At 51.4% G+C, this 13,289-nt stretch carries 10 protein-coding genes; 3 read left to right on the plus strand and 7 right to left on the minus strand.

All coding sequences use genetic code 11. The annotated features are described in order from the left end of the window. Positions 1 to 181: 181 nt before the first annotated feature. A complete protein-coding gene (locus RI101_01945; protein MEC4888796.1) occupies positions 182 to 976 on the minus strand; it encodes a hypothetical protein in 795 nt (264 codons plus the stop codon). A 196-nt stretch (positions 977 to 1,172) separates the two neighbouring features. After that, positions 1,173 to 1,358, minus strand: coding sequence for a hypothetical protein (locus RI101_01950; protein ID MEC4888797.1), 186 nt, complete (start codon positions 1,356 to 1,358; stop codon positions 1,173 to 1,175). A 1,120-nt stretch (positions 1,359 to 2,478) separates the two neighbouring features. Between RI101_01950 and RI101_01955 the strand changes: the two genes are divergently transcribed. Further along, entirely contained in the window at positions 2,479 to 4,260 is a 1,782-nt protein-coding gene (locus tag RI101_01955; GenBank protein ID MEC4888798.1) for a hypothetical protein, read from the plus strand. 232 nt (positions 4,261 to 4,492) lie between these two features. Then, a complete protein-coding gene (locus tag RI101_01960; protein ID MEC4888799.1) occupies positions 4,493 to 4,765 on the plus strand; it encodes a hypothetical protein in 273 nt (90 codons plus the stop codon). Positions 4,766 to 4,873: 108 nt separating this feature from the next. Here the strand turns inward: RI101_01960 and RI101_01965 are convergent, their stop codons facing one another. From RI101_01965 to RI101_01980, 4 genes are all read right to left on the minus strand, one after another. Then, positions 4,874 to 6,019 (minus strand): glycosyltransferase, encoded by a 1,146-nt coding sequence (locus tag RI101_01965; GenBank protein ID MEC4888800.1) that lies wholly within the window; start codon positions 6,017 to 6,019, stop codon positions 4,874 to 4,876. Continuing rightward, positions 6,016 to 7,890 (minus strand): asparagine synthase (glutamine-hydrolyzing), encoded by a 1,875-nt coding sequence (asnB, locus tag RI101_01970; GenBank protein ID MEC4888801.1) that lies wholly within the window; start codon positions 7,888 to 7,890, stop codon positions 6,016 to 6,018. The genes RI101_01965 and asnB overlap by 4 nt, the downstream gene beginning before the upstream one ends. 4 nt (positions 7,891 to 7,894) lie before the next feature. Continuing rightward, entirely contained in the window at positions 7,895 to 8,857 is a 963-nt protein-coding gene (locus RI101_01975; protein ID MEC4888802.1) for a D-glucuronyl C5-epimerase family protein, read from the minus strand. 61 nt (positions 8,858 to 8,918) lie between these two features. Next, complete coding sequence (locus RI101_01980; GenBank protein ID MEC4888803.1) at positions 8,919 to 9,530, minus strand: hypothetical protein; 612 nt, start codon at positions 9,528 to 9,530, stop codon at positions 8,919 to 8,921. Positions 9,531 to 9,905: 375 nt separating this feature from the next. On the opposite strand from RI101_01980, the gene RI101_01985 reads away from it, so the two are divergent. Continuing rightward, positions 9,906 to 10,973: a glycosyltransferase family 4 protein gene (locus RI101_01985; GenBank protein ID MEC4888804.1), complete on the plus strand. Its 1,068-nt coding sequence runs from the start codon at positions 9,906 to 9,908 to the stop codon at positions 10,971 to 10,973. 69 nt (positions 10,974 to 11,042) lie between these two features. Here RI101_01985 and RI101_01990 read toward each other — a convergent pair whose 3' ends face one another. Further along, entirely contained in the window at positions 11,043 to 13,226 is a 2,184-nt protein-coding gene (locus tag RI101_01990; GenBank protein ID MEC4888805.1) for a bi-domain-containing oxidoreductase, read from the minus strand. Between the last annotated feature and the right edge of the window lie 63 nt (positions 13,227 to 13,289).

Consider the following 13,289-nt stretch of genomic DNA (forward strand, 5'->3'; position numbering starts at 1 on the left):
CTTGCCAAACGCCACCGCGATCGGCAACCCGACATACCCCAGCCCCACTACCGCCACTCGACGCGCCTGCGCTGTTTTCATACCATTCTCCACGTTCACGCCTGCCTCACCATGGCAGACCCCTCAGAGCCCGTCAAGAAACTCAAGATTTTTCAATCGTCTCTCGATTTCTGGCAGATCTCTAACGGACTGCGGAAACACACGAGTTGCCAAAGCGCTCTGAGTTCGAGACCACTGGATTGAGACCGAAAACACCCCATCCCTGAGGGTGAACCGCAGGCCCACATCGGCTCGGTCCCAGCCTCCGCAAAATTGTGCATCCGCACCAGGTTGTACATGGCGCGGCGAAGATGAAGAACCAGCTGCCCCACCGGAACTGTAGCAGTACCCCCACCATCTTCAACCATCCAAAGGCCGCGTCCACCCGTTTACGTGTCTGTTGACTGGCCGTGTAGCCCAGATGGCGTGTGGTCCAGCCGTCAATGACACCAGTCCGGTTCGTCGTGTGCGGCCACGTGGGGGGGGGAACCTGCACGGCCCGGAACACATGGACGAACTGGTGGATGTTATAGTTCTTATCGCCCCCCAGCGTGATGCGTCGCGCGGCGAGCCGTGTACTGACCAAGGCAAACACCGCCTCCCGTTCCGCCGTCCTCGTTGCTAAAGTAAGCATAGCGTTAACGACAAAACCGCGCTGATTCTCCATCAGCACATGGCCCAAGAAACACAGCCTCGCCTTCTGGCTCACCGGCTTATGCAGCCGGGCCTCCAGATTGGTTGTTGAAGCATGCATGGCGTTCGTCCGCCGCTCGCCCAGAAGTCCACGGATGGGATTGCCCGGATTGTCCGGCAATGGCACAGGCGCGGGCTCGGTCTTCAGCTTGAAGCTCTTCTGGCAGACCCAGGCCTCAATTAGCGTGCCATCGACGGTGAAATGCTCATCCAACAAGAGGCGCTTCGCCTTGGCTTGGGCCAAACCTGCCGGAGGAAGACGGGGGCGACCTCGCTAGCCAATAACTGGTTCCAATTCTTGGTGTGGATGGCGACGTCCCAGACCGTTGCATCCAGATCAAGACCGACAAACCAGTGGAGCAGCAGGTTGTATCCAGGGCTTCCATCAAGAGCTGTTCACTCCGAAGGTTGTAGAGCACCTAGAGTCACAGAGCTCGCAGCTACGTCTCCGGCGCAATCGAGGGGCGGCCCGTGTAACTATGGCGTGGAAGGTGGGGCGACAACGCGGTCACCACCGTGTCCACATGCTGCCGAATGGGCCGCAGGCGAAGAGACGTCTGCACGTGCGCCTCTGGCAAAAGATAGCTGAACAGTCCAGCATGTTGGGGATCAGCCTCTCGCATCATCTCTCTCCCGACGTGAACACTACACATTTTTACTTATCTACACAAAAGGACCTGAAAAAAACAAGAGTTTTCCCGCATCCTGAAAAGAGCCTCCGATTGGTTGAATAATCTAGGCCCTTCTTTAAGTGGCGCCTGGCGGATTGCTGGCCATGTGCAGTCCGCTGTGTGGTCAGATGGTCATGGTACGCCTGGTCTGGAAGGTGACCGCCACGCGCCTCCGCAGCCTGCACTAGCAATTGCTGCTTTCATTCAGTGATCTGGGAGGGATGGACCTGAAACTGCTCGGCTAAGTCGGCCTGCGGCTTGTCACATTTGACTACCGCCAAAGCCGCTCCGTAATTCCACCATGTTTGCTTCATAGCCTTGTGCCTCTAGCTTGCCACCACCTGGTGGATTTAGTGAAGCCAGATTGCCGCTCAGCGCACGGTCCGAATTTCAGGCCCCCTTTGTCCCAGAATGGGGGAGGATATCGTCAGGAAACATGGCGTGCAACACGACTCAGCAGTCGAAGAGGACTCCCGTCTGAAATTCATTCACACACCTCTTGATGGTGGTTCATTCATTACCCTGCTATACGGGAAACGATATAGTGTAGCCAAACGCCACAGCCACACCATTGGAGTCTAATATAATATATTAAAATCAGCATCTTCTTGCCATTACTGAATTGTTAGCATGACATGTTCAAATCCGTTGAATTCTCGATCCAATCCTACACCCACCGCATCTTAGGTGACCGGAATATTTTACTGCGCTAGCCATTCAAGCTACTGTTTTTAAAAGCTATTTCAATTCCACAATGTCAAGGAATCATGCGATCAGCATGAGGCACAGCCCTTGCTTTGCTTACCTGGCAGTTCAAACGCGCATCACAACTACACAAGCAGGCTTCCCTCTATGGATGGCACTGAATCCAAGACCATTTCAGAATAAATGGGTACAGTAACAAACAATGCGATACAGAGGATCCGGCGCCGTGAAATACACTATAAGAGACATAGTGCGAACCACTCACATCTCACTAACCATAATTAGCGAGGCCCACTTAGGTCTTAATTGGCACAAACGAGGCATGCTCGTATAATTCTGATACGTTGCATGCATACAAAGGAGTACACAGATGACACCGATGTGTAAATTGTTAGCCGCGGGCTTGATGAGCTTGACGATCGGGAATGAGATCGCGGCCTCTGCGGCCACGCTACCCAACTTACCCCAAACACAAGTGGACGTGACCATGCCAACAGTCACAGGCTCGACCCTAACGGCCACCTGTTCTACGCTCCAAGCCCAACTTAATGCAGCGGCGGTACTCGACGTCAACCTCACCCATCAGATCATCCTTGCCACAGGGACAACCTGTACCGGCCCGTATGTACTCCCGTCCCACAATGGAGGGACAGGCTGGATTCTCATAAAGGGGGCTAATTATTCAAGCCTTCCGGCGTCAGGAACACGAGTGACGACAGCCGATGCTGCCCTGATGCCCCAGATCCAGTATGGCGAGGATGCGAATGTCGCCCATGTGGGATGCTTCTCCGTAGCCACAGGAGGACAACGCTACCGCATTATCGGTATAGATTGCGTCGAGAATGCCACCAAGGTGCCAAACTGGGCGATGATCACCACCGGCTACGCCTCGTCTGGCGCAACCAATACGGGTTACATCATTCTTGACCGCATGATCATCCGCGATAGAAACCCCTCCCACACAACTCTCCGTGGGGTCTATGGCGATGCTCAGCGTGGGAACACCGCGCTCGTCGATAGCCTCGTTATCGGGATCAAAGCGACAGGTTCGGATACACAAGCCTGGCTCTCGGTGAACAACCCTGGGCCGATTCTTATTCAAAACAACTTCATGCAGTCCACGGGAGAAAACTTCATGACGTGCGGCGCAAGCCCGATGAGCGACGCCCTACAGCCACGCGATATCACCATCAAGTTTAACCTGTTGTCGAAAGACTCTGCCTGGTGGGGCTCCACTGGGTGGCTCGTCAAAACATTGCTGGAATTGAAGTGCGGTGTGCGCATCCTGATTGAAGCCAATACCTTGGAGAATATGCCCTGGAACGATGGCGGGTATGCCCATCGTCTGACCCCGCGCAATGACTCCTACTCCTTGTTATGTCCTTCGGGGCCAGGGTGCATCATCGAGTTGAGCGATCTCACCATTCGTTATAATCTCTACAGAAATGTCACAAACTGGATTAATTCGATTGCGGCCGACGATGGCCTCGGCATAGCAGGTCTTCAAACCAAACATAGCAAGCGTTGGTACATCCACAACAATCTTGTCTATGGCCTAGGCTGGTCATGCGGAGGCGGTGCATCCTGCGGAGCGATCTACAACATCGTCGACGGAGCGTCAGGGTCGAACTGTCAGGATTACATGACGACCTGTAAAATGGAAGATCTGACAATTGCGCATAATACAATTGACGATGGGACTCGGCTGTTCTGCGTTACGACAAATGGACAGATCGCTTTAGATTTTAGAGACAACTTAATCAATAACAATGCAGGACGAGGCCTCTTTGATTGCGGAGGCTCGACCTCTAGCAATTACGGGACAACCCGCCTCAATGAGGCCTGGTCTGGGACCACCTGGAATTGGAAGAATAATCGTATTGCGATGACAGGAAATGGGGAGAGTATCGCGCAATACCCCCAAGGCACCAATAGTTACCCCACAAGCTACACCAACTTCCTGTGGACTGATCGCGTCAACCGGGATTATACCCTGCAGGCTGGCAGTCCCGCGAAGAATACGGCTTCTGACGGAACTGATCAGGGTGTGAATTTCAGCGTGTATAATGCTGTCCGGAGCGGTGGAAGCGCCTCTGCATTTCCCTCTTCTACGGTACAGAATGTAACCGTAACTGTAACTGTCTCCCCCTAGACAAGACAAGAAATTTGGCAAGAGCCGGGCTATCTCGTTTGCGTTGTGAGATAGCCTGGCTGAACCATTAATACTCCGCACGTCCTCGTGCATTAACGAGGCGTTCTCAGAGGGGGCTCCGGAAATTCTGGCTGTGTGGTAAGCGGTAGCCTGACTTCACCCACCCTGGCCTAGCCCCTTTCGTCGGCCACCCCTCAGCCCGAAGCGAACACAACGGAATCACGGAGCGGCCTTGGCGGCGGTCAAAGGTGACAAGCCACAGGCCGACTTAGCCGAGCAGTTTCAGGTCCATCCCGCCCAGATCACCGAAGGGGAAAAACAATTGCTAGTGCAGGCCGCGGAGGCGCGTGGCGATCAGCCACCAAACCAGGCGTACCATGACCATCTGACGATGCAGCGAACCGCCGCATGGTCAGCAATCCGCCACACGCACTTGAGGAAGCGGCCTACACTCTTCAACCAACCAAAGCCACTTCACTCCACCACAAGTAGTGTGGTGCTTTAACTGATCCCTAGTTGCTGCGGCAGAGGGGGATCTGGAAATTTTGACGGTGTGCTAAGCAGTAGTCTGGCTTTACCAAAGCCACCAGGGGGAAGCACTAACATCCGATGCTCATTCAAGATCTTTGACAAGCTGAGAGATCTGATCAACCCGCGCCGCCCATGTTTCCTCCCTCACTGAGTCAAGCCGCAACCGAACGGACTCTTGGGACGTATCCTGCACGGCAAGGTCCAGAGCTTTTACAAACTCCTCCCCATTCGCGCCAAATCGAACGACCTTGGCATACGCGCGCGCCTCATCCAAAGGAGTTGAAACCACCGCAAGACCTGCCGCTAAATACTCCCGAAGCTTGATCGGATTCACGTTCTCCGTCAAACGATTAATCCGAAAGGGCATAATGCCAACGGAAAAACCTTTTGCAAAAGCCGGAAGAGTGTCATACGACCGAACGCCCAAGAAATGCACATTCCTCAGCTGTTTGAGCGCACTGCAATCAACCCCTGTTTTTCCAATCAATACGAATGACCACTGTGGCCGCTGAGATGCAGCCTGATAAATCAGATCGATGTCGATCCATTCGTGAATGAGCCCCCAAAATCCAATGATAGGGGCGGGAAGCGCCTCCAACTCTTTCGGCACCACCGTACCAGGCAAGAGCGCCTTGCCAAAATGTTCGCTATCAACGCCATGAGGAACCAAGTATGTCTGGGGGTGAAGGTGCCGTTTACTGGCATACAGTTTTTCCGCCGATGTAATCACGAGGTCGCTCTGTTTAATCAGATCGGCTTCCATTTGCTCCATGAGCTGACCATTGAGAAAGCTGAACGCAGACCACTCATCGACACAATAATAAATCACGCTCTGAGGCTTCAAATAGCGAATCAGCGGCGCAGTCGTCGGAAGGAACGTCCAGAGCTGGAAATCTGTCATGCCCAATCGGCGGGCCTGCCGGCGAATATAGCGGCCGAGAAACCAGGCATTGAACGCCTGAATCGCTTTTACACCGTGGAACGGGATCACCAACGGCGTCACCACATGCAAATTTGGCGCAACACACACTGGCCCTCGCATGAATTTCTTGATTTTTTTGAGGATGCGAGAAGCATCTCCCGCCGATGCTCCCGGCCGCCGCAACCCGATCGACTCGACCCACAACACACGGTTTTCTCTGGCGAGCAATCGCATCACTTGGTGCTTGCTCGTCGGGTCTGCATCCCAATCGTTCGCAAAACAAATTATATTCAGACCCGACATCATGCTGACACCTCAAATGTTCGGCACCATTGCTCTAGAACAACAAGCGCCCACAGTTCATCAGCTGCGTCAATCTGACCATTCTGATGCGCATGCAGCATAGCCCCGGCAACACGGACATTAATAAACTGGGAGACGGTGTTCTGCTTATTAAGCACAATATCTCGCGCCATCTGTGCAAGCCCCTGCTGAAACCATTGCCGAATGGGAACTGGAAATCCTTTTTTGGGCCGATAGATAACGGCCTTGGGTAAATACGGCTCCATGACTTTCTTGAGAAGATATTTGGTCTCTCCATTTTTGATCTTCAGTCCGATTGGAAGTTTGGCGGCAAATTCGATCATACGATGGTCGAGAAATGGAACCCGCAGCTCGATCGACGCCGCCATCGTCATCTTATCGGCCTTGACGAGTAAATCATCTGGCAGCCACGTCTTCGTATCCACATAGAGCATCTGGTTCAGGTCCGTGGCGGATCGGACACGCTGGTAATACATACGAAACGTGTCTTCTAGGAACGAACCTTTTGTTGAGACAGTCCGCAACTCTGGATTGACCACTTGGGTTTTGATGCCGTCTAAAAACAGAGAAGACACGCCCCGGTAGCGATCCTGTAATGGCATGGCTATATGGCGGACGTATCTCCCCGCCTTGCCGCCGAATGAGGCCCCACTCACGCTCCAGTCAAACAGTCTGGCAATAGAGCCAACCGGGCTAGAATGCAATCGATTCATCAGCAGCATCTTTTTGTAGATGGAGTACCCGCCAAGAATTTCGTCAGCCCCCTCACCGGAATGCAAAACCGTGGCATGCTGTTTGGCTCGCTGCGCCAGAAAAAATAGCGGCACACAGGCGGAATCCCCAACAGGCTCATCCAGATGCCAGGTGAGCGTCGGAATCCAATCTGAGAATTGCTGCGGCGAGAGGATGACTTCGTGATGGGATGTCCCAATGTGCTTACTCACAAGACGGCTATAATCAAACTCGTTGATGCCATCAGAACCGGAATACCCCACGGTAAATGTCAGGGGATCTGTTTTCAGCAATTTCCGCATCGTAGCCACGACCGCGCTGGAATCAAGTCCCCCGCTGAGAAATACGCCAAACGGCACCTCGCTCATCAAATGCTGCTGGCAGACTTCGGCAAAGAGCGTCTCAAGATCATCAAGACATTGCCGCTCGGTGAGGGGCTCATCAGAAAAGGTAAGATCCCAATACTGATCAGTACATATTTGTCCATCCTGAGCCACCAACTGATGGCCTGGCAGAAGCTTATAGATCCCCTGAAACATCGTTTTAGGGGCAGGAACGTAGCGAACCCGGAGATACGCTTGTAACGCATCGTAATCAATTCGTCGTGGCACACCTCGCTCGGTCAGCAGCGCTTTAATTTCAGACGCGAACAACAACTGCCCGTTATGGACCGTATAATATAGTGGTTTGATCCCGACCCGATCACGGGTCAGTACCAGACGTTGCTGCTTCATGTCCCACAGGGCAAACGCAAACATGCCCGTCAGATGCGTCGGAAATGAGAGCCCATACTCTTCGTACGCATGCAGGATCACTTCGGTGTCGGAATGGGTCCTGAAGGTATGACCTCGTGACTCCAGAATCGATCGGAGCTCAAGATGATTATAGATTTCCCCATTAAAGACGACAACGATCGAAGCATCTTCGTTAAACATGGGTTGCGCACCAGTACTCAAATCGATAATGCTCAGACGCCTGTGCACAAGCCCAACTGGACCGCGCGTAAAGTGTCCGTGTCCGTCAGGCCCCCGATGGACAATACAATCGCCCATGCGATGAAGCTGAGCCTCATCGACAAATGGCCTTCCGTCGAGATTCAAGATACCTGCGATCCCACACATAGGCTTAGTTACTCGGCAGTCTCAGACGAGCCAGGTTCTTAAACAAGAGAAAGACAACATAGACTTCTACTTTACTGAGAATGGATAAATTACGTGCATTCCATTGAGCGGCCTGATCGATCAATGTGGCATCGCCGGTCTGCCGACCAAGAATACCGAGCAGAAGGCAATTCAAGGTATGATAATGGGGTGGGCACAAATACCCATGTGAACCGTACCAGGTCCATTTCCCGCGGTAATCCCACATACCAATAGAGGCTTTGAGTCCCTCAATCCCCAGCTTTAATAGGGCCTCAACCTCAGAGTTACGAGTCTGAACAGCTAGGTCGTGCAGCCCCAGCAAACTAAAGATAAGCCCATCGAGCACACGCGGAAGGGGGAAAGCTGGATATTCTTCATACAAGACATAGCCACGCTCGAAGGTGCGCACTCCACCCTCCTGTATGGATTGATGAAAAACGCGCGTCCCCTTCAAACATAAATCCAAGAGTTCCTTATCCCCTGTCACACGATAGCCTCGGACCAGAAGGCTAATGACCACACTTTGGTACATTGCTGAAATCCAGCCGCTCTCAAGTACGCAATGTCCCTCTCGCCACGTAAAGTAACAAGGCCAGACCACGGCGCCATCAGCACGACACACCGCGTTGGCTTTCAACCATCGAACCTGTACCAAGCTCTTCTCTAAGTCAGCCTTATCACCATTCCGCAGGTATCGCTCTAACGTGTGAAGACCCCACCAGGCAATAAAAAGCGGATTATATTGGGCACCTTGCCTGCGATAAATTTTCCGAGGAACCCCCAGGCCGTCAAAGTCCATATTGTCAAGAAATAGCCTGTCACTCCAAACATAGTAGTGCAATGAATCTGCCCGCCCAGCTTCCATTACCTCCTCAATTGGGTAATGGAAACGGAATCCAAAGCATTCACGTTGCAATGCTCGCACGGCATACATCAGCGTTCGCACGATTTCCATTCTTCTATAGCCAATAACCTTTCCATGCCCCAGTTCAACCGGCCGGTGAACATTAACCTGTTTCGTAATCAGTATTCATCACATAACCCGTTGAGCCCTCCATTGAAATGACTCGACTCGGAATGCCAACCACGACGGCATTGTCAGGCACGTCTTTGGTTACGACTGTATTCGCACCTATCGCCACATTATTCCCGATTTTTATCCGACCAATGATTTTGGCCCCTGGCCCGATATACACATTGTCCCCAATAATTGGCGTTCCCTTGCGCGCACCACGGTTGACTTGCCCAATCGTGACACCATGGCTGATGTTGCAGTTTTTCCCTATTTGCGCATAATCACTAACAACAATGTTCATCACATGCCCGAGATAGAGCCCCCTCTCGATGGAAACATAATGGGAAATGAATATGTTAAACTTATACTTATAATGCGTGAGAACGCTTCTACTTATAATATAAGGAGCCAGCATCACCCATCTTGGGTGGGCGGTACGGAGATAGGAGGAGAGCCTCAAATAAAATGCGTATTTGACACCATCGCTATAGCACTCGTCCCCGTCGCTACGCAGAAGATGCTTGAGGAGAGCACCCACGGAGCGTTCCCCCGTGTGCCTATAGAGATCGGCTCGCCATAGAATATTGAAATCGCGGAGCGTCATCTGCTCCCAACAATACCATGAACGCTCTCGAAGGCCATGCAATTTTTCATACCGTTCATGCAGATCTGCCTAACTAATCCACTAGCCTCTACTGAAACACCACACAAAGCCTTCTAGAACTTACCAGAAAGTACTTCCTCAATAAGAAAGACTTTGCTACGCTTCATAAGCGATGAGGCTCTATAAATCTAAGCACTTGTTCTTTCTAATTGAGTCCATCAATCTTAGTAAACAACGCGATCTTTGCGCTCATCTATTCTATGCTGAGGAATTGATGGCGAACATGAACCGCCCGCCAATCATCGAACTAGGCCCTAACAATACCGCTGTCATGCCCATACTCAAGCAACTATTCTACCCGCAACGCCGCTTACCATGAAAAAGAAACTTCACATTTTACTACTCGGTCCATATCCGCCTCCCCGGGGTGGCGTGCAGACCAATATGCTCGCGATCAAGAAAGAGCTGCTTCGCAGTGGCCACCAATGTTCGATTATTTCTATCACCCGCTCAGAAATAGTCGGGCCCGAAGACCACGTCTACCATCCGCGCAGCCCCCTTGCATTGCTAACGCTCCTTTTTTCCATGCGCTACGACGTTTTGCATCTTCACATAGGAGGCGAAATCCCTTTGCGCGTCTTATTGTTGATAGCTGCCTGTTCGATGGTGGCGCGAGGGAAATCGGTGATGACACTTCACTCTGGTGGATTCGCAATTGCAAACTCTGACAAAGCAACCGCTTGGACGCTTCAAGGCTTCGTATTCAGAAGGCTAACCAGAATCATCGTTGTTAATAACTTGATGGTAAGAATGTTCAAGAAATTCGGGGTACGCGATGAAAAGATCCGCTTGATTTATCCTTTTGTTTTAGAGAGGCCCAAACAATCCGTCTCCACCCCTCAACGTTTTCAGACATTTCTTGCCAGGCACGACAAAATACTATTAACCGTTGGCTTATTGGAGCCACACTATGATCTGGCGATGCAGATAGATGTACTGGAGCATGTAATACGAAAGGCTCCAAACACTGGATTAATAATAATTGGCTCGGGATCGATGGAGGCTGAACTCGCGAGTGTAATTGCGGCCAAAACATACGCCCAACATATTTTGCTGGCAGGGGACACCGAACACGATGTGGTTCTTCACTTGATACACAAGTGTGACGTTCTGCTCAGAACAACCATTTTTGATGGTGACGCAATTTCTATCCGCGAAGCCTTATATCTAGGCACCTCGGTCATTGCAACCGACACTGGAATGCGCCCCCTAGGCGTTCACCTGATCCCAATACATGACCACACAGCACTTGAGAACGCGATAGCGCAGGAGCTGACAAACGTAACCGTGAAGAAGAGAAATATTTCAAGCGAAGACGGCTGGGGAAACATTCGTGAAGTTGTTCGACTTTACGAAGACCTGCACTTGCCCCCCCCCGGCTAGCGATCTAACCCAACTGACTTGTGCGGCATCAACTGAACAGCCTTGCAACCCCCTTCCAGCATCTATCCATTACAAACCGTTTTCCAAGATATCGATCAAGTCAAACTCAATCGTTCTGCGAATTCTAGCTGATTCTATCATCAACAAACATACGATGGTCGCCCGCGCACCATCAATCACAGAAACGGCTGGCGCCTTTCCCGACCTCAAGCTCCCCACAAACGATTTCATTTGCTCAACGTAGCCCTTATCGGCAAACATCATCTTCTTACTTTTTCTCGAAGATTTTTTGACCGTCACTTGCTTAAAGTCTTCAGACGAAACGCCAACACCCTGCGAAAACGCTTCAACATACTCACCGCCAGAAGATTCACTTCCAACAGTCGAGTACAAGAAGCTCCCCACAGAACCATCTGCGAACCGAATGCTCGCAGCAAGATTATTGACCCCCAGTGGCTCTTGACTGCCAATAGGCAAGCAGTGCGCTGAAACGCTCACAGGCTCTGCGGCGGTAAGCCAATACATCAAATCTATAAAATGGCAGCCTTCACCAACCGTCGCCCCGCCAAACTTTGGATCACCGCCCCAAAACCCTCCGCGCATTCCGGGAGAATTCATTCTCGTTGTGACAATCATCGGCACCGACCTACCAGCAAGTTGCCGTTTCATCTCCAAATAACACGGCGCAAACCGTCGATTAAACCCAACGCAGACTTGCTTCCCGGTCTCCCTCACAGCCTGATAAATTTCCCGACATTCAGCAATGGACACCGCCATTGGTTTTTCTACAAACACATGCTTCCCAGACCTCAATGCCAAGATGGTCTCCCGTGCATGATGGTGACTCGCAGACGACACCAATATCACGTCGATATCAGGATCTTTCACCATTTCCTCATAATCCGAGCTGGCATATTTTGCGCCAAATCGTAACGCATAACTCTTTCCACGCGCACCGCTTGATGAACACACAGCATGAAGCTTCGCTTCGCCAATTTTATTGATTGCCGGAAGATGCGCCCACTTCGCTAAATTTCCAGCCCCGACTAACCCAATTTTGAGTATACCTTCAGCTGCTTCGGCAACATTTGGCAGCTCAATTTTACGAGTCGGCTTATATGCTTTAATCGCGTCCTGAGTATCGTTTGCCGGGTAACGAAGCAACACCGCTAGGCTTTTCGTCTCAGGATTCAATATCGCCTCATAGCCTTTCGGCGCATCCACGAGATTGAATTCGTGCGTCACGAGAGGCTTAACATTGACCTTGCCGACAGACAGCAACCGTAAGAACTCTTCCATGTTCCGATTTTCCGTCCAGCGAACATACGAAAACGGATAATCGATCCCCTGCTTTTCGTAAATTTGGTCATAACTCCCTGGACCATATGCTCTTGCCATTAACAGCTTCAATTCTTTTGCATACATTGCATCTCGTGATAAATCCAATGGGCAGGCGCCAACAATAACGAGCCGACCGCGTTCACGCGACATCTGAATAGCCTGCTTAACTGGCGCGGAAGATTTAGAGGCCACCGCCACAATCACGCAATCTGCTCCTCGACCTTGAGTCAAGGCGTTTGTCTCCGCCACCGCCGTTTCACCGGCCATCACACCAAAGTCTGCGCCAAGCTTTTGGGCTAATTCGACTCGCTCCCGCATCAAATCTGATGCAATTACGATCCCGCCCTGACACCGAACCAGTTGCGAGATGAGTTGCCCGACCAAACCCAAACCCATGACAACCACTGATTCACCGATTTGAATTTCTGCCTGGCGGACGGCGTTCATCGCAATACTTCCAAGGGTTGTAAAACAAGCATCCTGAAACGGCACATTATCCGGCACACGGGCAATCAAATTACGGCCAACGTTGATCGTTTCCCCATGTCCGGTACCCTCGCCGCCATACGCCACTCGTTGGCCCAAGCTGAGATCCAACACCGTAGGATGCTTCTCTACGATAATTCCTGCACCCGAATAGCCCAAAACCGCATATTCAGCGAATTTGGCCCGCACTTCGTGAAATGTGCTAATCGGATCAGTCTTCTGCATAATATTCCAGACTTTTCGAAGATGAGAAGGATTATCGGCGACTTCTTTCATTAAGCTATCGGTGTGAATATCCGCCGTTTCTGTTCCGCTGCTGATGAGCGAATAGAGTGGATGCACCAGCACGTGATTTGAAGAGGGTTTGGGATCGGCTACCTCATCTACAATAATTTCCCTCAAACCTCTACGAATTACTTGTTTCATAGACGGCCCCTTTCCTCTGGATTACCGCTTCCGCAAGAACCTGTGCTCAAACGTTCAGAAGAC

The organism is Nitrospira sp. (genome assembly GCA_035968315.1).
GTDB lineage: Bacteria > Nitrospirota > Nitrospiria > Nitrospirales > Nitrospiraceae > Nitrospira_D.